At 62.7% G+C, this 20387-nt stretch carries 16 protein-coding genes and 1 pseudogene; 12 read left to right on the forward strand and 5 right to left on the reverse strand.

The window, feature by feature from the left end:
• Positions 1-156: 156 nt before the first annotated feature.
• The 4 genes and pseudogenes from ABIC09_RS24475 to ABIC09_RS24490 form a co-directional block, all read left to right on the forward strand.
• Complete coding sequence (locus ABIC09_RS24475) at positions 157-1395, forward strand: ABC transporter substrate-binding protein (RefSeq protein ID WP_354110849.1); 1239 nt, start codon at positions 157-159, stop codon at positions 1393-1395.
• A gap of 97 nt (positions 1396-1492) precedes the next feature.
• Positions 1493-2593 carry a glutathione S-transferase family protein gene (locus ABIC09_RS24480; RefSeq protein ID WP_354110850.1) on the forward strand — a complete coding sequence of 367 codons (1101 nt, stop codon included), beginning with the start codon at positions 1493-1495 and terminating at the stop codon, positions 2591-2593.
• A complete protein-coding gene (locus ABIC09_RS24485; protein ID WP_354110851.1) occupies positions 2590-3711 on the forward strand; it encodes a glutathione S-transferase family protein in 1122 nt (373 codons plus the stop codon). Before ABIC09_RS24480 ends, ABIC09_RS24485 begins: the two co-directional genes overlap by 4 nt.
• A gap of 18 nt (positions 3712-3729) precedes the next feature.
• Positions 3730-3873, forward strand: a pseudogene (locus ABIC09_RS24490) (IS110 family RNA-guided transposase); the annotation flags it as partial.
• 68 nt (positions 3874-3941) lie between these two features.
• Here ABIC09_RS24490 and ABIC09_RS24495 read toward each other — a convergent pair.
• The 5 genes from ABIC09_RS24495 to ABIC09_RS24515 all read right to left on the reverse strand — a co-directional run bounded on the left by ABIC09_RS24495 (position 3942) and on the right by ABIC09_RS24515 (position 11122).
• A complete protein-coding gene (locus ABIC09_RS24495) occupies positions 3942-4934 on the reverse strand; it encodes a hypothetical protein (protein ID WP_354110852.1) in 993 nt (330 codons plus the stop codon).
• Positions 4935-5135: 201 nt separating this feature from the next.
• Positions 5136-8981 (reverse strand): PIN domain-containing protein, encoded by a 3846-nt coding sequence (locus ABIC09_RS24500; RefSeq protein WP_354110853.1) that lies wholly within the window; start codon positions 8979-8981, stop codon positions 5136-5138.
• 385 nt (positions 8982-9366) lie between these two features.
• The gene (locus ABIC09_RS24505) at positions 9367-9783 is read right to left on the reverse strand and encodes a hypothetical protein (protein ID WP_354110854.1); all 417 of its coding nucleotides are present in this window, start codon (positions 9781-9783) and stop codon (positions 9367-9369) included.
• Between the two features lie 34 nt (positions 9784-9817).
• The gene (locus ABIC09_RS24510; RefSeq protein WP_354110855.1) at positions 9818-10723 is read right to left on the reverse strand and encodes a hypothetical protein; all 906 of its coding nucleotides are present in this window, start codon (positions 10721-10723) and stop codon (positions 9818-9820) included.
• 213 nt (positions 10724-10936) lie between these two features.
• A complete protein-coding gene (locus tag ABIC09_RS24515; protein WP_354110856.1) occupies positions 10937-11122 on the reverse strand; it encodes a hypothetical protein in 186 nt (61 codons plus the stop codon).
• Positions 11123-11429: 307 nt separating this feature from the next.
• On the opposite strand from ABIC09_RS24515, the gene ABIC09_RS24520 reads away from it, so the two are divergent.
• The 8 genes from ABIC09_RS24520 to ABIC09_RS24555 all read left to right on the forward strand — a co-directional run bounded on the left by ABIC09_RS24520 (position 11430) and on the right by ABIC09_RS24555 (position 20318).
• Positions 11430-12017, forward strand: coding sequence for a hypothetical protein (locus ABIC09_RS24520; protein ID WP_354110857.1), 588 nt, complete (start codon positions 11430-11432; stop codon positions 12015-12017).
• 186 nt (positions 12018-12203) lie between these two features.
• Positions 12204-14252: an AAA family ATPase gene (locus ABIC09_RS24525; RefSeq protein ID WP_354110858.1), complete on the forward strand. Its 2049-nt coding sequence runs from the start codon at positions 12204-12206 to the stop codon at positions 14250-14252.
• Between the two features lie 92 nt (positions 14253-14344).
• The gene (locus ABIC09_RS24530) at positions 14345-15271 is read left to right on the forward strand and encodes a DUF4357 domain-containing protein (protein ID WP_354110859.1); all 927 of its coding nucleotides are present in this window, start codon (positions 14345-14347) and stop codon (positions 15269-15271) included.
• A gap of 403 nt (positions 15272-15674) precedes the next feature.
• Complete coding sequence (locus ABIC09_RS24535) at positions 15675-16088, forward strand: hypothetical protein (RefSeq protein ID WP_354110860.1); 414 nt, start codon at positions 15675-15677, stop codon at positions 16086-16088.
• An 81-nt stretch (positions 16089-16169) separates the two neighbouring features.
• Positions 16170-16841 carry an XRE family transcriptional regulator gene (locus tag ABIC09_RS24540; protein WP_354110861.1) on the forward strand — a complete coding sequence of 224 codons (672 nt, stop codon included), beginning with the start codon at positions 16170-16172 and terminating at the stop codon, positions 16839-16841.
• Between the two features lie 99 nt (positions 16842-16940).
• Positions 16941-17690, forward strand: coding sequence for a hypothetical protein (locus tag ABIC09_RS24545; RefSeq protein WP_354110862.1), 750 nt, complete (start codon positions 16941-16943; stop codon positions 17688-17690).
• On the forward strand, positions 17680-19146 hold the full coding sequence (locus tag ABIC09_RS24550; RefSeq protein ID WP_354110863.1) for a hypothetical protein: 1467 nt from the start codon (positions 17680-17682) through the stop codon (positions 19144-19146). The genes ABIC09_RS24545 and ABIC09_RS24550 overlap by 11 nt, the downstream gene beginning before the upstream one ends.
• Positions 19143-20318, forward strand: coding sequence for a hypothetical protein (locus tag ABIC09_RS24555; RefSeq protein WP_354110864.1), 1176 nt, complete (start codon positions 19143-19145; stop codon positions 20316-20318). The genes ABIC09_RS24550 and ABIC09_RS24555 overlap by 4 nt, the downstream gene beginning before the upstream one ends.
• Positions 20319-20387 lie beyond the last annotated feature (69 nt).

The following is a 20387-nucleotide window of genomic DNA, read 5'->3' on the forward strand; positions in this document are numbered from 1 at the left end:
ATTTGCTCACAAGCAAGATGACGGCGGCCGAGCGCCGGTGTTGATTTTAAAGGGATTTTCTCGATTCCGGTCATTTCGTATTTCTATAATCATACGAAATTTGACAAAACGGCCCTCTCCATGGCACGAGTCCGGTCATAACAGGAAGGGAGAACAATGATCAGATCGCGTGACGTAATTTCTGCCGCCGCGGTTCTTGCAGGGCTGCTTCTGTCGCCCGGCCAAGCTCTCAGTCAGATCTCCGACGATGTCGTCAAGATCGGGGTGCTCAACGATCAGTCCGGGGTTTACGCGGACGTCACCGGTCAGGGATCCGTCATAGCCGCACAGATGGCGGTCGAGGACTTCGGCGGAACGGTGCTGGGCAAGCAGGTCAAGGTCATCTTCGCCGATCACCAGAACAAGGCCGACGTCGGCTCGGCCATTGTCAGGAAGTGGATCGATCAAGACGGAGTGGACGCTATCGCGGATGTACCAACATCCTCGGTTGGACTGGCCGTCCAGGAGATTACGCGAGAGAAGAAACGGGTCTTCCTGATGTCCGGGCCGGGTACATCCGATCTAACGGGCAAGTTTTGTTCACCTACCGGTATCGCGTGGACATACGATACCTACTCTTTGTCGAAGGGGCTGGTCTCGGGCCTCTCGTCGAAGGGGTACAAGACTTGGTTCGTCTTGGCGGCTGACTACGCCTTCGGGCAGGCCATGCAGCGCGATATCACTGCATTCGTCGAGAGCGCTGGCGGCAAGGTCGTAGGCGGCGTTCGCCATCCATTAAACACAGCCGACTTCAGCTCCTTCCTGCTCACAGCCCAATCCTCGAAGGCCGACGTCGTCGCTCTGGCGAATGCGGGTGGCGACACTGTGAATGCAATCAAGCAAGCTTCGGAGTTCGGGCTCACTCAGGCAGGCCAGACGCTTGCGGGACTTCTGGTGACAATCACCGACGTCAACAGCCTCAGCCTAAAGACAGCGGAAGGCCTGGTCGTCACGACATCGTTCTATTGGGACATGAGTGACGAAACGCGGGCTTGGAGCAAGCGGTTCATGTCGCGAAACGGCGGAAAGGTACCCAATATGATGCAAGCTGGCGTCTATGGTGCAGTTCTCCATTATTTGAAGGCGATCAAAGCCGCAGGGACTGACGAGGCAACCACCGTGGCCGATCAGATGAAGAAAATGCCGATCAACGACTTCTATACTCGTGACGGGGTGGTTCGAGAGGACGGCAGAGTGCTTCGCGACATGTACGTCATGCAGACGAAGAGCCCCTCAGAATCCAGATATCCATTCGATTACTACAAGCTGCTGTCCGTCATTCCGGGAAGAGACGCGTTCCGCCCCATTAGCGAAGGCGGTTGCCCCTTCGTAAAGAATTCTCAAGCAGGTCAATAGAGGCGAAGGAGAATGCGCGTCCGATCGTAGGCGCGCACTCTCGTATCTGACGGTTCGTTAGAGGTCGCATTGAGTTTGGACCTCGGAGATCGGGAACATGACCGGAATCTTTACTCTGTATGGCGCGCAGATTTCCAACTACAGCGCCAAGGCTCGATCCTACCTGATATATAAGGGCATCCCTTTCCAGGAAGTGGTCGCGTCGAACTCTGTCTACGAAAAGCTCCTTGTGCCGACGATCGGCTTCAGGATGATGCCTGTAGTCCGGACTCCCGAAGACGAACTGCTGCAAGATTCCACAGACATCATCGATACGCTGGAGAGGCGCTTCCCTGAGGCGCCAGTGTACCCTTCCAGTCCCCGCCAACGCCTCGCAGCGCTCCTGCTTGAGGCCTACGCGCACGACTGGGTGCGGATTCCCGCGATGTACTACAGGTGGGGATTTCCTCGGTACAACCGCGAATATCTCGTCCGAGAGTTCGGTCGAATGTACGAACCGACCTTGAGCTTGGACCTCCAGGTGCAACTTGGAGAGACCAGTTCGGCTTGGACACGGGACCGCTTGCCGTCGCTCGGCGTGACAGCGAGAACTATCCCGCAGTTCGTGGCTTGGACCGAGCGGCTGCTGGGCTGGCTAAATGCACACTTCGACCGTCATCCGTACCTTCTCGGTACGAAGCCCTGCACTGCCGATTTCACCTTTATGGGACCGCTTTACGGCCATTTGTATCGAGATCCATACTCGCATGCGTTGATGAAACGGCTGGCACCAAATGTCATGCGTTGGGTGGAGAGGATGAACTCCGCGCCCGAGCAAGAAGGAGCCTATCTGCCTCACGACGAGGTACCGACGTCGTTGCTGCCGATGCTTCGTCACGCTTTCAACGGATACATGCCGGTGGCGTACGACACCGTCCAGCGCGTGGCCGCCTGGATCGAGAGCAATCCTCAAGAACCGGTTCCGCGCTTCTTGGGCACGCAGACGTTCACCATCGACGGAGTGACAGAGGATCGAACCGTGTGGACTTGCATCCAGTACATGGTTCAGAGGCCACTATCATCATTCCAATCCGCCAGCGGTCGCGACCAGGCGCACATGCGATCGTTGCTTTCAGCGATCGCACCGGACTGCGCGCTGGATTTCAAGATAACGCGACCGGTGAAACGAGAGCACTACAAATTGGTGGCGACGCAATGAGTGAAATCTACAAGCTGTATGGCACTCCCACGTCATATTACACGGCCAAGGTTCGCGCGTACCTACGCTACAAGGCAATTCCTTACGAAGAGATTTTGACGACCGAGGAGGTGTACCGGAACGTAATCGTCGCCCGTACGGGTGTTTGGATGATCCCGACACTCGTAACGCCCGAGGATCACGTCGTGCAAGATAGTACCGAAATCATAGATGTCTTGGAGCACCGCTATCCGCAGGCACCAGTGATTCCTGCAGATCCCTGGCAAAGGCTCTGTGCGCTCTTGATAGAGCTTTACGGAGACGAATGGTTGATAATGACGGCGATCCATTATCGCTGGACCAAGCCCGAGAACCGAGAGTTTGCAATCAGCGAATTCGGAAGGCAGGCGCGCCCCGATGGATCGTCAGAAGAACAACGCGAAGCCGGTCTTGCGAAGGCGCGCGTATTCGGTGGCTGGGTCGGCCGCTTCGGCATCGACGAGAACACCGGTCCAGCAATCGAGGAAGCCTACGAAGAGTTTCTCCGGGCGTTCGACGACCACCTCCGCGCCTGCGAATTTCTCTTCGGGTCGCGCCCCTCGATCGCCGATTTCAGCCTATTCGGCGGACTATACGCAGTGTTGAACCGAGATCCCCTATCGGGACGTTTGATGAGAGCAATTGCTCCGCGAGTCGCTCAATGGGTTGAGCACATGCTCAAACCAACGCCCCACGCTGGCGAATTTCTGGCAAAGGACTTCGTGCCTCCTACGCTTGACCCAATCTTGCGGGCGATCTTTGCCGATCAGTTTCCGGTTCTTCGCGACACAGTCGCAAGAGTAAAGCTTTGGGCTCACAACAATCCCGGGCTCCCTTTCCCGAAGACGATCGGAAATCACGAATTCGTACTGCGAGGCCGCACCGGGACGCGGTGCGTCTATCCCTATCCTCAGTGGATGCTTCAGCGAGTCTTGGACTTCTACCGTTCGTTGGACCTCGGACAACGGAGGGTCATCGACGCTCGCCTTTCAGAACTGGGCGGCTATGAAGACATGCAGATGGAAGTTGAAGAACCTCTTTCGCGATCTGGGTTTCAACTGGTTGCGACGAGGCCGCCCGGTCCAGCTTCCACGCGCTAAGCAGTGTGGATCACCAACGGCAAGATATCCCGATGGGGCGACCGACTTCTCCGAACTTACCTGTTCGAGGCCGCAACCGTTCTGCTTTACCGAGCCAAGAAATGGTCGCGCCTCAAGGCCTGGGGCATGAAGCCCGCAAAGCGGTTTGGCGTGAGGAAGGCAAGCCGCGGCGAAGAAGGCCGCGACCCGGCCACAGCGGAAGTCGGCCTAAGACGGTTCCAGGGAAATCATCACTCGCCCGTCCACAGGCGCGAGATACAGTTGGCGATACGTCGCCACAGGGACGGACGGCGTTTGACCGGCCGGAACGTTTCGCCGGTGACCGCCATGGCGTCGGTCCAATTGCGAACGAGTGCCTCGGGACGCCTCCTGGTCATTTTCCATGCGCCGTGATCGTAGGTCTCCAGGAAGTGCGCCTCGAAAGCGGTTTGCATGTCCTGCACGTCGATGATTTCGACGCCGTTGGCGATCGACCAAGCGGCGCCGGCCGGCGCCTCGCGCGCTCCCAGCAACCTTCCGCTTAGCTCGAGCGCCCAGGCGATCTGCCAAGCGTATGGCTGGTACGCCTGATGGACGATTTCGCTGCACCAATCGTAGACAGGCCTCAGTTCCGGAATGCCAAAGCCCTGCGCTCGGAAGAAACGAGGATTCGCGACAATGAAGTCCTGGTGAAAGCCGTGCTTCAATCTTGGCGACTTGCCCTTTTTGTCCGTCGGATAAACCGAGATCAGTCGTTCGAAGCGCAGTTCGAGCGCTTGCCTCAGGACGGCTATCGCCGCGATCTGCGCGGCCTTATGGTCGAGAGCGAAGCCATCTCGGCGGAAGGCCGACTGGTACGCAAGGCTACGCGCGAGGCGAAAAACCTCCCAGCTATGCACGGTCGGATTTTTGAGGCCCCTCAAATATACGTAGTCGGGCTGGTTGCGCTGCAGGAAGGGAACGACCTCCCCCAAATCAAAGATGTAGTCCCGGATCGTGTCGGTCCAAGTGACGAGGGAAGCGGTCGTAAGGCTGTTCCCCGACGAACTCTTCAGGTCAACCATGAGCTTCGATAGTTCCTGTACGCCGGCCTGCAGGTGACAACGGCAGTACTGCAAAACTTCCACGTCGTTCTTGAATAATCGCGCCCGCCCAAAGACCGTTTCGATGAGATACCTTTCCGACCGGTTCTTGCGGTTGTGCCGCCGATCCAGTTCCGTAAGATGATCGACGAACTCTGTCATCGCCTTATCCGCTTGCGCGTCAGTCGGAGGCGCGCTTCCGGATAATCGGTCGAGTAACTCGAGTAATGCTTGAGCCGGGGATGGAGGAGACGCGGTCATCATCGTCAATGCGTGGTGCTCACTGGTTGTCTCCGGCCTCGCTTGCTCCGATCTTACCGAGGCCGAATGGTCCAGGGGCGATCGGGTCACCGCCTCGGCAGGTCATGCGGCCAGATCGATGAAATGTCCTCGAAGCCAGGCCGTCAGATACTCGATCAACTCGGGAACGCCCGCAGAGGCCCGGACGATCGTCCGTAGGATGCGGCCGTAGTCGGCCGTCCGGTCCCGGACGAGCTGCTCGAGCAGGAAGCCGGTAGTTCCTTCACGATAGCGAAGTGCGGAAGGGTCGGTCCATGCGTACCGCAGGAATTCGAGCGCGACGCGGATGTGCGACGCCGGCTCGGCGGGCGCGCCGCCCATCATCCTTACCGTCTGCCTGAAGAAATAGCCGGGACATTCCCCCGCCTCCGCGTCGATCGCTGCGGCGCGTATCAACACCGTGCCCGTGACGCAGACGTAATTGTGACCGGCGCCTACGAGATGCGCGATCCATTTCACGTAGGTGTCGAAGTCGATCTTGTTCCGATTGCTGGCGACCATGAATGCCGGCTGCAGCCAGGCGCTAAGGTCGAAGCCGAACCTTCTGGCAAATTCCCGCGTCGGCGCGTCGTCGGTGACGAGCAGCATTTTCCGCTGCATGGCGACGATCAGGCTGTCGAAGATTTCCCATGGCCCATTGCGCAGGAATTCCCTGAGAACGTCGGGGATTTCTTCGGGCACGATCAGAGGGCAGACGATGGCGTTCGTTCTGGCCCATTCGATCGCCGCCTCGACGTCGCTCAGCCACGTCTGGACCACCTCGGGCGCCACTTCGACGACCGCCATCCTCCCCTCGTCGTAGCGTGCGCTTTTCAGGCCGGCTTGAGCGGAATGGGCGATGCGCTCCCGTCGGGCGAGAAGCTGGTCCATCGTGCTCTGCGCAATGTGAACGGTGCCGCATGTCTGGGAGAGCGCGCCCAGTGCGCCGAGCCGCCAGCATGTCCAGTACGACAACAGGTCCAGCACGCAGCCGGCGGCACGATTCGAGACGATCGCCGCGATCGCGGCGCGTCGCTCGTCTTCCGATCCGAACGCCACCTTCAACTGAAGCCCTTGGGCCGCCAAGCCGTCCGCCGTTTCGATGGTGTCGCAGCCGACGCGGTGGGCGAAGATCGCAAGCGGCCATGGGCCGGTCTTGTAATTTTCCTGCTCCTGCGAGGCGAAGTCGCGCCTCGCCTTGAGCTGTTCCAGAAGCGGTGCGAGCCCCTCCGGATTCGAGACGTCGACCGAAATCGAACGGAAGGCCGCGACGTCCGGGAAGCGGGCTTCATGGTTGGCGAACACGAAATGGTACTTGGCGATGTACTTGTGCCGGATCTGCCTGATCGTGCCCGGCTTGCCGGTGGCCGGATTGGTGAAGCCAGCGTCGACCGGCAATCCCGTGATCGCCCCAATCAGCGGATGATCGGGCTCCCAGGAATCCTCGTCGAGGCGACGGAGCGCCGCGTCGGGCTCGACGATGACGAACTGCTTCTCGCCGTCGTCGTACTCGATGTCGACGGCGGCGTTTTCGCCGATCGTCTTGGGATTCCAAGGTTCGTCGGAGTTCGCGACCTTAGAACCTTCGCTCAGGACGAGTCCCTGGAAGCACAGCCAAGCTTGCGAGCTCTCCCTGTTCTCCAATAGGAGCCGGTAGGCGTAGGCGACGGCCCTCTCCATCTGCCCGAAGTGGCCCAGCAGCGAGGCGACCCGAAGCTTGTCGCTCAGCCGGTTGAATGCAAGTCGTTCGACGGGGCGTTCGAGCTCCGGCAGCAGTTCGTCGATTTCGTTGGACCGTATCAGGATCTCGATCCTGAGGAGCCGCGCCGTCGCACTGTCCGGGCGACCTTCGAGAAGGGCGTCCACGGCCCGCCCGGATTCCGGCATGTCGCCCACGTTCCAGGAGTGGATCGCCGATAGCCACAGCGTTTCCGGATCCTTGCGGACTTCAGCGGAGGCTTTCGCAAGCGCCGTTCGGAACGCTTCGTCGCGGCGGGCTTCGACGAGGCATCCGAGATAGAGATGGGTCGCGGGGTTGAGGGACTGCAGATCGACGATCGGCTCGATCAGCTTCGCCGCCTCGGCCGGCAGGCCCTGATTGCGCATTTCATCCGCGACCAGATAGCGCGACAGGTTGTGAGCGAGCGTGAATTCCGCGCCGCCCAGCTCCGTCAGCCGTGCGTGCCGCTCCTTCTCGTCGACGTCGAGCCGGGCGTCCCGCCGGAGCCGAAGGAGTTCGGCCGCGAGTTTGCCCGCAGGCAGGCCGGCGAGGTTCGTGATCGCCGAATCCACGCGTTCGAAGTCGCGGACCCGGAGAGCCAGCTCGCCCAGGATGCGCCACTTCAATTCCCCGACGTGATCGCGCCCCGTCTCGACGTCTTCGACGAGTTTGATCGCTTCGTTGTCGTCCCGTCGGGCCACCATCTCGGCGGCGAGCAACCTGCTCTCAGGATCCGGGTCGCCGTTCAGCGTCGCCGCGGCATCGTCGAACCGGCCTTGCGCGGCTTGGGACAGGGCGAGCAGTCTTCTCAACTGCGGCCGGTCGGGAAGCGAGGGCAGAGCGCGAACGAGAAGGGATTCGCATTCGGCCTGCTTGCCCGTCAGCCGAAGCAGGACCGCCGCATTGTTGACGAAGGCGAGGAGATCGTGCCGGTCGGCGAAGCCGTTGCTCAGACAACTATCCGCCATCGACGCCATCGCGCCGGCCGCGTCTTCCAGTTCCGCTCGGGTGACGGCGCCCGGCCTCCCGAGGAAGGCATCCGGTCCCAACGCCAATTCGAGCACGGCGATCGCGGCGGCCAGCTTGATTTCCGAGACGTCGGCGTGCTTTCGCGCCACCGCCAGCGTCTTCTCGGCCCAGCCCGGTACGTTGCGCTTGCGCAGGAACTCGACGAGGCCGAGGTCCGCGTGCGCCGATCCGACCAGGTCGGAGGGAATCAGGATTTCCGGGTCGCCCTCCCACGACGAGCGCGCCGCGGCCTGCAGCAGGTAGGAGACGGCCTGATCGGACCGCGGTGTCGAGCTCAACGCGACCTTCGCGAGCTCCATCGCTTCCGCGAAGCCGCCTCGTATCGTCCTGGCCAAGGCGAGATTGGCGATGGCGTTGCAGTCGGTCGGTCGGATTCCGTATGCGCTCTCGAAATGGACGGCGGCTTCGTCGAGCCTTCCAAGTTTGATGGCGATCGCGCCGAGATTGGTCTCGATCCGGAATTTCGCCCACGGCTTGCCGGAAAGATCTTCCTTGGACTGAAGTTCGAGAAGACCGTCCCGTGCGACGCCGAATGAATTTCCCTTCCGGAACAAGTCCCGCCAGACGTCGATCTTGGCGTGCAGGACAGGGTCTTCGGCGCTGTCCGTCGGCGCCTTCACGTCGGCAGGAACGACAGCATGGTTGGACAGCCGGACTTGCGCCAGTGCTTCGGCGATCGCCGAGACGGACCCGGGATCCAACCTCACGGCCTGCGTCGCGGTCGATGCGACGGCGGCGGGAAAGAAGAAGGCGAGCGCAACCGGATGCCGGCAGATCTTGAGCTCGAGGTCGGACCAGGAATACAGGATGACCTTCAAGTCGAACCCTTCGGCCCGGAGCTCGCTTTCGACTTCGAGAGACGCGTCGGTCGCCTTCGTGTCGCTGGGGCAGGTCGTGGCGAAGATGATCTCCTTGAGACCGGCCTTGATCGCGAGCGCGTCTCTGCAATCCTTGAGTATGTCGGCCTTCTTGAGCGGTTCGACGTACCGGCGGCACTGGATGCCGACGAAGTGGTCGTGAATTCCGTCGCGCCGGCCGAGAATGTCGATGCCACGCTGCTTCTGACCGTGGCGTCCGTACTCCTGAGCGTGCGGATCGCGCAGTTCGGCTTGAAACAGGACCACGCAGCCGCGCTGGAAATCCTGCCAGTCCTTCGGCTTCGGAATTTCCCGCGCCGCCATGACGCTGAATGAGGGTCCGGGCGGAAGCACGGTCGGATCGGCGGCTTCCGCCGGGTCTTGGCGTTCGGGCATAGCTACTCGGGTCCCGCGGACGATCCCAAACCGAACCGTTTGGAACGCACCTTCCGTGTCCTCAGGTGGATTTGCGCCAAGGCTTTTTCGACTTCAGGGCCTTGGCCACGGCGTGCTCGACGAATTACCAAGCCTTCTCGTCGCCGGCCGCGCCGCACCCTTGACGTCCCGCCCGACGGCCTGCTCAGGCCCGAGGTGCTGCGCCTGCGGCCTCAACAACCTCAAGGTTGGTCCCGTAGCTGAGGCCATTCGTCGCGATTCTCAAGCCGTTTCCGCCATCTGTCCCCGTTTTTTTCGAGCGCACACGCGGGACCTAGAAGGTGCTGAATCGAATGACCGGAGGATACGACTTCTTTGCAGCGGCCGCCGGCGGCGCCTTTTCGCCAGACTCCGGTTTCTTGTCGGTGGACTCGGGCTTTCCTTCGGTCGACTGCTCGCGGAAATTCTTTATGGTCTGCTCGGTGGAATTCTTTTGAAAAAGATTCGTCTCCGGCTTCTGCTCCGCAGCGTCCGCGGAGGGTTCGTCGCCTTTTCGGAGACATCTACTGACCATTATTATCGTATCGGTGATATCCAAACTCGCCTTGATTTCCCCTTGAGCTGTCTTGCAGGCATCCGGGCTATCGAATTCCACCGTCTGCATGGACTGCAGCGCGTACACCCTTTCTTTTTTGGGAATGGACTGGCCCGGGGAGGTGACCAACAAGATCATGAACAGGATGTATTTCATGTTCGCTCTAATATCTTGACGACTATCGGGAGCACTACTGCGCGACGTGTACTTGCAGGTTGCTCAGCGTCTGTTGGAGTTGCAGCAAATCCAATCTGCTTCGTGCCTCATCCGATATTTGTTTAGGAGAGGGGGAAGCTGCCGAGACTTGCGCCCGGTTGGGATGGAATCGCCCCTCCTCATCCGGAATATCCCCAGGGATGGTCCGCACCGTGATCGGCTTCTTGGGAGGGTCGTTCGTGACGGTGATGGTCAGGAATTGATCGGTATAGTACTGGCCACCCGCGGACGCGAAATCAGTTCCGAGGGGAAACAAGTACGTGAATTGGCCTGCGGCGTCGAATTTCACGTAAATTTCCGCCGTAAATGCGTGCGAATCCACGATCGTCACCTTCTCAAGATCGTTTTGCGCGGCGGACGAGGATTTCAACAGCCACATACGTATCCCGAGGTTCTGCGCGAGGGCATGTTTCGCGGGTGACCAACCGGCATCGCAATTTATGACCAGCTTCTTCGAGATCAGGTTTTGAGACTTGATGATGAAGTTTGCCGTACCATCTTGATGCCCGCGAACATCTACGCCCGCACCGGGGCCGCCGCCCCCGGAGAATGCTCCACCAATCCAGGAGTTGCTGTACCGCTTGGTGAGAGAGGTGCTTTTTCCGGTCAGCCCTGCCTTCAGATCCACCTCCTGGTCAACTTTCGGCTGAAGGGCGATCTTTATGGAATAGTTCTCCGCATGAAAGTACGGAAAGCTCCTCTCGTCGTTTAGTTCGACGTAGGCGTCGCGAAGTTCGCAGACGCTGTAACGTAGGATCTCTTGAGTCGGAAATTGGAAATCGCCCGGCATCTCCGGGATGGCCGTGCATCCGGCCAACGAAAGTCCCCCAATAAACAGCGCAGCCGTTCGTCGTCGAAACGATTCAGTTTCGCTGCACACGCCTGCCCCCGCCCCTCAGCATGGTTGTAGTATAAATCCTAATCTAGCTGTGGTTTAGGCGCAATCGCATTTTGCCGATCGGCAGACCGCACGAAGGCGGCGTCCAACGATACGGCTTCGATCGTGGCGATGATCGAGCGCATCGAGCCATGGTGGCCGGAAGAAGCCGCGTGCCGATCTCGGCATTCGAGGCGCGCTCAAGAAAGCCAATCGTCACGCCTTCTTCGATCTCAGAGCCTTGGTGACCGCTCGTTCCACGAATTGCCAGGCCTTCTCGTCGCCAGCCTCAGCCGCGTCTTTGACGGCCTCGATAAGCTCGGGCCGCATGTAGACGAGCATCGCCTTGCGACCATCGCGCCTCTTCGACTCGGTCACACTCGTCTTGGCCGCCTTCGCCATCTTCGTCGCATCCCTCCTGGATCGGGCCCGACGATAACAGCATGGTTAAGTCATGCTAAGGGGCGGCGCCGACAAAGCTGTTGACCGCGCCCGAGCGAATGGCCCAAATAGATATCCAATAGATATCTATTAGATATCTTTTAGCTTGACTTTCGGCGATTTTTGTGATCTTTTCCGTGCCGCCGACACGCTTATCTCTGACATGGGAGAATTTGCCGCCCCTCGGTCGCACCGGCGCGATTCCGCGCGAGGCGACCGCTGTTCGCCGTTTCATCGACGACATCAGCGAGGATAGATGCAGAAGAACTTGTTCATCTCGTTCAAGGCCAGCCGGGCCATCCCCATTCACAACAACCTCACCAGGGACTTTCTGATCCAGGCCACGCTCGACGGCGACGTCCATCGCATCGAGTATCAGAACAGCGTGAACATCGACGGGCGCATCGCGGCCGCCGACGGCCTCATCGTCGAGCGCTTCGACGGCCGCTATGCGGTCGACATCGTCGAGGCGCGTCCGGCCAACGACCCGCGGGCGGAGGCATTGATGCAGCTCGCCTTCGCGCGCAAGTGCCACGGGATCATCGAGCTCCGCTCGAGCGATGTGCGCACCGAGCCCCGCTGCACCGCCGCACGCGAGGTCTGGAGCCATCGCGCCGTCCGGATTCACGCGGACGACCGCGCGGAAATCGTCGAAACCTTGGAAGGCCGCGGGCCGATCGGACTGGCGCCGCTCACCGAGACGGTCTGCACGCGCGGCGAGGCGCGCGCGCTGGTCTACGCGCTGGCGTGCGAAGGTGCCGTCGAGCTCGACCTGCGCCACGGGCTCGACAACCTCACGATCGTGCGGTCGGGCCACGCCGGCTCCTCTGCCGGCCTGCGCGCCCACGGCGCCTAATCCTCACGTTTCCCTTTATCCGACTACCCCGCGCGGCACCGGGTCGCGCGGGGTAGTTCGCTATTCCTTGCGCCATGTCTCTCAATTCGGCGGCCTCGACGTTCGCCGAACTACGGCGGCGGCTGCGTTCGAATCCTTGCACGCCAGTTCGGCGGCATCCCGACCACACGGCACGTCAGGAGCAATATGTCCAAGCAGAAGGAAGACGGCGGAATGCCCCCTGGCTCGAACGTGAACGGCGCCCGTCGGTCCGGAAAGCGCGGCTTCGCGGCACTCGTCAGGGCGCCGGCGGCGCAAGAGCCGAGGAGCACGGACGACTGGGACATCGCGGGCGAGGACTCGGATTCCGTCGTCGCGCCCCCCGAGGAAGCGGAGAACTACGCGCCGCGCGAGCGGCTTGAGCCCGTCCGCTGCATCGTGGACGCAGCGCTGGATGCCGCGCTGTCCGATGACGTGCGGACCCGCCTGTCGGGCCCGGAGGCGGTCGCCGTCGTGATCCGCGTGCCGGCGGCCGCATGGGTGGCACCCGTCGAAACGGCCATCGAGCGCCTGAACCCGCGGGCGCGCGTCTTCGCCCGCGACGGCTCCAACAAATCGGGGCACAAGTCCGACGTCGGCAACGGCGAGGTCGCGGGACATCTCGCGAGGGGGCGCACCGTGGTCGGAATCGCGCCGTCGATCGCGATGCTTCCCCGCGCGCTCGTCGCCGCCGCCGACCTCACCGTCGAGCTGAAGATCGCCTCCGATATCGTCGGCCGCGCGATTGCGCGGTTCACCGAAGTCGCGACGGCGCCGGAGGGGATCGAAAAGCTCGGCCACCTCGATCTCCATGACATCGTTTCCGCTTTCCGAGGCGGCTCGAAACCGGCGGAGATCGTCGAACGCCTCGATCGCACGGCGCTGCGTCTTTCCTCGCCGCGCACGGACCGCCTGCCGCTCTTGGCGGACGCGATCGAATATGGACGCGCCCGCGACTGGGGGCTCGCTCTCGGCAAAGATTTTTCTGAATATCAGAAAAATTCGGGATTGGCGTTCCGCGACATCGGGGCAAACGCGCTGTTCGCGGGCGCGCCGGGGCTCGGCAAGACGTACTACTGCCGCATCCTATGCGCCCACCTCGGCATCCCGCTAATCGCTACATCGATAGCAGAGACTTTTGCAACTTCTGCGGGATATCTTGATTCGGTCATCAAAGCCGTTCGGGACACCTTCGCAAAAGCCGAAGCCAGCGCTCCGTGCGCGATTCTATGGGACGAGATCGACGCGCTGCCTTCTCGTGCAACTTTAGGTAGAAATAGCAATTTGTCGTCGTGGTGGACGCCCGTCGTGGCGGAGTTCTTGACCCTGCTCGATTCCGCCGCCGGTGGCGATCGCCCCGGCGTGTTCGTCTGGGGCGCCACCAACTATCCGGATCGCGTCGACCCGGCGCTGATCCGGCCCGGGCGGCTCGATCGCGTGATTCATTTCGCGGAGCCGGGTCCGGACGGTATCGTGTCGATCGCCCGCCACCATCTGGCCGGCGAGCTCGCCGGAGTCGATCTGGCCCCGATCGGCCAGCTCGGTCTCGGGTGCAGTCCGGCCGAAATCGCCGGCGCCGTCAAAACCGCCAGGAGCGCCGCCCGCGCGGCAAAGCGAGCGATCGCCTACGACGATCTCGTCGAGGCGCTCGCGCCGCGCGTCGACCTCGACGCCAGGACCTTGAGGCGGATCGCCGAGCACGAAGCCGGACATGCGGTGACCGCCATCGCGCTCTCGGTCGACGACGTCGTCGCCGTCGATATCGGGGGCGACCGCGGCGCTTTGGGGCGCACGGTGATGCGCCAGCACACACTCATCGAGACGCGCGCGACCATCGAAAGCCGCGTGGTCGCCCAGCTCGGCGGTCGCGCGGCGGAGGTCGTCATCTACGACGGCGACTGCTCCGCGAACGCGGGAGGCGGCGAATCCAGCGATTTGGCTAGATCGACGGAGGCCGTCGCCGCCCTGCGCGTTTCGATGGGTCTCGGCGACGGGCTGGCTTACCTGGGCGACCCGGCTTCGGCCATGCAAGCGCTTCGGTTCGACCCGAAGCTGAAAGCGGCGGTCGACCGCGATCTCGCAACGCTGCATGCGAGGGCGGTCGAGATCGTCCGCCGTCATCGCAAGGCGCTCGACGCCATCGCCACCGCCCTCGTCGAGCGGCGGCATCTGTCCGGAGACGAGGTTCGCCGGATCTTCGCCAAGCATTCGCCCTAGCCGCGATGGGCCGCCGGCGGTGACGGCTCGGTCGGGCCTTTCCGCGCGGCACCGAAGGATAGTTCAACCATCACCGAGCTCACAGGAGAGACATGACAAAATCCTCGCCCCCGTGCACTACCATCATCCACCGTCCGCATGGCGACCTTTCGGGCTACCGCTTGGTCTGCGACCGCGCGAGCCGCGTCGTGGTCCACGCCTTTCCGATGTCCGCGCTCGCCGCCGTCTCGGCCTCGGGCCTGCTTGCGGCGCCGGGCACCTACATCATGACGGACGGCCGGGTCGCCTATGTCGGCGAAAGCGCCCGCGTCTCGCGCCGCCTGGCCGATCACTCCACCGATCCTTCGAAGATTTTCGCCCGGGACGCCTTCGTCGTGGGCGGCTGCGACGGATCGATGTTCGACAAGTCGCTTGCGTTGGACTTCCAGTTCAGGCTTACGAGACAGGCCGTCGACTGCGGCGCGGTCACGGTCGCCAAGGGCTTAAATCCGGTCCAGCCCCAAATGACGGCGGCCGACGCATCCACGCACGACCGCATCTACGCGGACGCGCTGAGGCTGCTGCAGGACGCCGGTTGCCGCATCTTCCAGTCCGTCGACGGACAGCCCGTCGGGCCGCAGGAGCAATCTCCTCCGGGACAGAATTGCCCTGATGCCGACGACAACGGCCCGATGACCGTCGGTGTCACCACGACCCCCTTGGGCGCTGGGGAGTTCGAACTGCGGTATCTCGGTCTCTGGGCGCGCGGCTACTGGGCCGGCGATCGCTTCATCGTGGCCGCGTTGTCGGAGGTCAGGTCCCAGACCAACGGCTCCGTCGACGCCATCACCCGGGCGCGCCGCGAGGAGCTCTTCAGCGCGGGGGTCCTGTCAGAGATCCCCGGCGTCGCCGACCGGCGGCGGCTGACCGTCGCCGTGGCCTTTCCCTCGACTTCGATCGCGGCGAAGACGGTCTGCGGCGCCCACACCCCCGGCAAATGGACACCCGTCAGCCCAAGGGCCGTCTGGCTGGCGCCGTGAGCGATGGATCCGTGCGGAGACCGGCCTAGCCCGGCGTCCCACCCGCCTGCCGCCGCCGCGGGGCCGATCTCCCAGCCGCCGGCATGTGGCTCCGGCCGCGCCGGCTCCACAACTTTTTTGTCACCCAGAGATTTTTTTTCAAGGATTCATCTTTCAAGGATTCGGTTTTCAAGGATCCGAATTTTTCAAGGACTCAATTTCAAGGATTCGATCTCAAGGATTCGAATTATCCAAAACGAATCCTTGGAAATTGAATCCATGAATTCCTGATTTTCGGGAATCAATCTCAGAGCCCGGTAGCGCGGCCCGCCGCCGGCGCACGGCGGCGGCCGGCGTTGACGTCCTCGAAGCCCGATGGTCTCTCCTGGCGTCCGCCGAAACCCTGTCGAACGGAGGTGCGTGTATGGCAACTGGAACTAAGATCTCGAAAAGCAAACTCGGCGTCCGCGATCCGGCGGGAGACCGGCTCCCTTCGGTGAAATCAGGGAATTCGCTCGGCCTAGAGCGAGTGCGTGCGCGGCAAGATCCGGATCAATGGGGAAAATCCGAAATGATGTCCCTGGCCGAGGCTGCCGCCTTGTTCTTTCCGAGCGGTCTTTTAACCACGGCGAGTCTGCGGACTGCGGTGCGCGATGGCCGCCTCGACGTGGTGGAGATAGCGGGTAAGATTCTGACGAACAAGCTGGCCATCGAACGGATGTGCGTGTGCGGCCCGCGCGCCCTGCCGACGCCTTCGGCCCCGCCGCGGCCTCCGGAACCGGCTGCCAAGGCGCCTTCGGACCGGGAGCTCGTCCGCCGCATGCTAAAGGGCGAATGAGTGTCGGATCGGCGGCCTAACGCATTGCGTCTTCCGCATTCGGGCGTTAAGCATTGTCCCGGTGACCAGCGGAGCAAATCCTTGAGCGAAGACGATTTGGTGGATGCCGCCTGGATCCGGGACCGGCTCCAGCACACCGGCAAGAGCCAGCGGGACGTCGCCCGGGTGCTGGGGATCGACGCGTCGGGCGTGAGTCGCCTGCTCGACGGGCGCCGCAAGCTCGGGGCCGAAGAAGCCCGCACGGTCAGGAAGTTCTTCGACGAGGTGGAGCACGGCGCCGCGAAGGACATGCTCGCGAACGGCACCACGACCAGGAGGGGCCTCCCCGGACCGATACCGCGTACGCGTCTTTCCGCCGACATTCCGATCTTGGGACCGATCGTGCCGGACGGGCCGGATCATTTTCGTCTGCCGAACGGACCCCCGGTGGAATACCGGCCCTGTCCGCCTCAATGCGCCGGCGTGACGGGGGCGTTCGGCATCTTCCTGCCGGACGATTCCCTGGCCCCGAGGGCGTGGGCCGGGGAGGTGCTCTATGTCCATCCGAACAAGCCGGCGGTCGCGAACGCGGACGTCTACGTCAAGCTCAAGTCGCCCGAGGAAAACCGTATCGCTATCCTGCGGTGCCTGAATGCGGACGAACGTTCGATGGAGTGCGTCTCGGTCACCGCGCGGCCGTCCAAGCCGCCATTCCGGATCCAGCGATCCGCCATTGCCAGGATCGGGCGGATCGTGCTCATTGCAACGGAATAAAGCAATGCAACATTAATAGCATTGCGTTTTTCGCATTGCGATTCCTTCTTGGGCCCCTTAAGACTCCCCGCGCCGGATAGGCCGGCCCAGGAGAGTTCCGTGTCCCTCGTCAAAGTAGGCGCCTACCGCGGGTATCTGCCCGCCGACCCGTTCTTCCAATCGACCCCCGACGCGATCGACGACCACGTCGACGCCTTCTGCAAGGAGCTTGGCGTTTCAAACGCCGAATTCGTGGATGTGCGGCCCTCCCCCGGCGCCGAGCTCGGCATGTGCCAGCGCAATGTGAAGGCGCACATCCGACGGAACGGCGGGACGCTCGTCCATGTTTGGGCGATCTGGGCGAACCGGCTCTTTCTCATGAGCGAGTTCCATGCGGTGTGTCGCAGCCCGGCCGGGACGCTGGTCGACGTCACGCCCACCGCGGAAGGCGAGAGCCGGGTCCTGTGCGCCGTCGCCGAGGACTTCGGCGAGGATTTCGATTTCGCCGGCCGCCCGGCGAACCGCGCGATGCGCACGATCGATCCCGTCGATCCCGCGGCCGTCGGCAGGGCGATCGAAGCCATGTCCCCGGCGCGCCGCGCCTACGAAGACGGGCGCGCCGCCCGCCGCGGCCTCGATCTCGCGTCGCACGTCGCCGCCAAGCTTCCGCTTTCGGAGCTCGCCGCCGCGGTCGACGCGATGATCAAGTGCTGCGAGCTGCGCGACCGCCTCGCCGTGCCTACCCGATCGGGCGTCTACTCCAAGGATCCGGAATCCTTCATGGCCCTGCAGTTCCGGATCGAGACGCTGCACGGCCGCATCGTGAATCTGATCTCGAAGCAGGACCGCGAGATGCGCCATGGAGCTTGATGCCGAAGACCTCGCGAACTCGGCGTTCCTGCCCAAAGTTTCGCCGATCATCGAAGAGCTGTTGCGCGGCTTGGTGACCATGCGGTGGAAGGACGACGAACTCCCGGCCGTCCTCAAGCTCCATGCCAACCTGTCCCGGAGGCGCCGGCGGGCGCCGGGGACGGGACCGTATCTCGACGTCCGGAAAGGTCACAAAGGCCGCGCCCCGAAGATCGTCATCATGGACGGCGGAAACCCGATATCCACCGGCGTGGATGCCGCAACCGACGACATGAAGCCCGAAACCAGCGCGCTCGCCCTGGTTCACCACAGGGCCTACGAGACGGCGCGTCAGTACCTGGAGGACGACGGCGCGCAGCGCGATCCGTTGTCCTTCCGGATCACCTACGTGCTCCGGCGCTGGCTCGAAGAGATCAAGCCGGCGAAGGGCCTGCCCAACCGCAAGAAGAAGATGATCCGCTGGAAGGCGCTGGGCAATTGCGTCGACCATCTGTGCGGCATCTTCGAAGGCGCGGCGCTGCGGGACATCGACATCGACACCGGACGCAACTACTACGCCCGCCGCATCGTGCAGGAACTGAAGAAGGGCAAGCGCGACCCCGAGAACATCAAGGATTCGCCGATCGGCGACGAGCTGTCCTGCCTCGAATGGGCGATCGACTGGTTCGCCGCGAAGAAGAAGCTCCCGGTGCACCCGGCGAAATTCGCGTGGCCCGACTTCATCGAACGCGAGATGCCGTTCTACACCTACGACGACATGATGGCCCTGCTGTGGGCGTGCCTGGGCTTCGACGCCACGAAAGGGTGGAAGCGGACGCACGTCGATCGGGAGGTCCAGCGCTGGCTCGTCAGGTTCTTCCTGCTCTACTTCCTCACCGGCACGAGATACGACGCCAACGGCAAGCTGGCCTGGGGCTTCAACGATCACGTCGGCTGCATCGACTACGACAACGGAGTCATCTGGCGCAACGGTGCCCAGGCGGTCAGGTCGCGCCAAAAGCCCAAGCGCCGCAGCGACCTGCTGGCGATGATGACGGAGATCGTGCGCGGATGGCACGAGGACGACGTGCGACTTGGCGCCAAGTACAACTTCAAGCCTCTCTGGGTGATCCACGAGAAGGGGGTGCCGCCCAAGAACTTCAAGAAGAAGGTCGTCGCGGCGCTGGCGCGGTCCGGGGTCAAGAAATCCTCCCACAAATGCAAGCACGGCGGCGTCACGCTGCTGGGCTACTGCGGCGTCACCTTCGAGGAGGTCGCCAAGGTCTTCGGCAACGACGAGACCACCATCAAGGAAAACTACTCCCACGTCGATTGGGAGAAGGTGGCGAAGATGGTGGCCCCGATTCCGAAGGACGAGATTCGCTGGCGGGACCTCAAACTCGTGTCTCCGACGTCGCTCGCACCGGAACTGGTGGTGCAACTCGTCGCGGACCTGAAGGAACGGGAGGCGGCATGATGCAGGGCTTCGTCGACCGGTTTCCGCTTCCTGCGCCGCCCCCTGACGAGCGACCGCCGTGCCCGGTGCCGACGGCTGCGGACGTGGCGAGACTGATCATGCCGGAAAACTACCCGTATCCGCGCGCCGCCACGATGATCGCGGGCCTGCTGGCCGCCGCCGCCTGCGCGCGCGTCGGCTTTCTACAGGCGAGCCGGATCCGCATCGGCGAGCACTGGTCGCCCGAACGGCCGGATCGCCTCCTGGTGCCGGACGACCGCGTACCGCGGCCGGCCTATCTGCTTCCGATCGCACGACTCGCCTTCCGGCGGATCCGCGATGCCTACGACAAGAATGACGGCGACCTGCTGTTCGCCGACGGGGAGCCGACGTCGCGCCACGTAACGTTGCACTTCATCTGCACCAGGATCGGGGAGCGGATGGGCATCGACACCAGCAGCATCCTCATGCGCATGCACGACTTCTTCGATCTCGCCATTCCGCCGGGCACCGGCGACGAGATGATCTTCGCTCTATCCGGGCCCAAGCTCGGCAGGCCGCCGCTGGCCGCGCCCCGGTACGAAGTGCCCTTTCCGAAGCTGCGCCGTTTCCTGAAGGACAACCATCCCCTGAAGGAGGCGGCCAGCACCTACACCGGCAAGCGCGGCCTGGCGTGGATCGCGAAGCGGCCGAAGAACCTGCCGGAGCCCCGCAAGCGCCGATGGAAGGTCGTCTCGCCGGCCTTCGACGTCGACCCGGTCGTGCTCGAGCTGCGCGCCGTCGCGTGGCCGAAAAGCGAGAAGAAATGGAAGAAGTTCCGCCTCGGTCTGAGGGACAAGTACTTCCCGCACATCCATGGCCTGAAGGTGGAGGGCAAGCTCAGGCTCTGCGAAGTGGTCGAACTGTTCCGGGCGAACAAGCACTTGATCACGGGGTGGGAACTGTGTCGGCTGGTGCCGGACCCGATCGAGCGCCCGGTCCATGAATGGAAGAGGATCTGGATCGCGGCGTACGCCGACCGCAAGCCCGGCGAGAGCGCCCACGCTCTCTGGAAGCGCGTCGCGATCGCCGAGCGCTGCGGGATCAAATCCGGCCAGGCCCATCGCTGGTGGCAGGAGGCCGGTCTGCTGAAACGGCGGCGCGGCCGCCCCCGAAAGAGGACCCTGCTCCGGCCCCGCCGGAAGAGGAAGTAGCCAGCCTCTAAGAAGACTTCCGCATCCCGCCCCAAAGCCCGCCGGCCCCCCAGCCAGCGGGCTTTTTCG

The sequence above is a fragment of the Bradyrhizobium sp. S3.12.5 genome, assembly GCF_040548225.1.
GTDB lineage: Bacteria > Pseudomonadota > Alphaproteobacteria > Rhizobiales > Xanthobacteraceae > Bradyrhizobium > Bradyrhizobium cytisi.

Excerpts from the sequence above, each read along its gene's own strand:
- ABIC09_RS24535 (WP_354110860.1), top strand. The coding sequence starts at position 15,675 with ATGGCAACTGGAACTAAGATCTCGAAAAGCAAACTCGGCGTCCGCGAT.
- ABIC09_RS24555 (WP_354110864.1), top strand. The coding sequence starts at position 19,143 with ATGATGCAGGGCTTCGTCGACCGGTTTCCGCTTCCTGCGCCGCCCCCT.
- ABIC09_RS24525 (WP_354110858.1), top strand. The coding sequence starts at position 12,204 with ATGTCCAAGCAGAAGGAAGACGGCGGAATGCCCCCTGGCTCGAACGTG.
- ABIC09_RS24530 (WP_354110859.1), top strand. The coding sequence starts at position 14,345 with ATGACAAAATCCTCGCCCCCGTGCACTACCATCATCCACCGTCCGCAT.
- ABIC09_RS24550 (WP_354110863.1), top strand. The coding sequence starts at position 17,680 with ATGGAGCTTGATGCCGAAGACCTCGCGAACTCGGCGTTCCTGCCCAAA.
- ABIC09_RS24480 (WP_354110850.1), top strand. The coding sequence starts at position 1,493 with ATGACCGGAATCTTTACTCTGTATGGCGCGCAGATTTCCAACTACAGC.
- ABIC09_RS24485 (WP_354110851.1), top strand. The coding sequence starts at position 2,590 with ATGAGTGAAATCTACAAGCTGTATGGCACTCCCACGTCATATTACACG.
- ABIC09_RS24515 (WP_354110856.1), bottom strand. The coding sequence starts at position 11,122 with ATGGCGAAGGCGGCCAAGACGAGTGTGACCGAGTCGAAGAGGCGCGAT.
- ABIC09_RS24475 (WP_354110849.1), top strand. The coding sequence starts at position 157 with ATGATCAGATCGCGTGACGTAATTTCTGCCGCCGCGGTTCTTGCAGGG.
- ABIC09_RS24495 (WP_354110852.1), bottom strand. The coding sequence starts at position 4,934 with ATGACAGAGTTCGTCGATCATCTTACGGAACTGGATCGGCGGCACAAC.
- ABIC09_RS24500 (WP_354110853.1), bottom strand. The coding sequence starts at position 8,981 with ATGGCGGCGCGGGAAATTCCGAAGCCGAAGGACTGGCAGGATTTCCAG.
- ABIC09_RS24505 (WP_354110854.1), bottom strand. The coding sequence starts at position 9,783 with ATGAAATACATCCTGTTCATGATCTTGTTGGTCACCTCCCCGGGCCAG.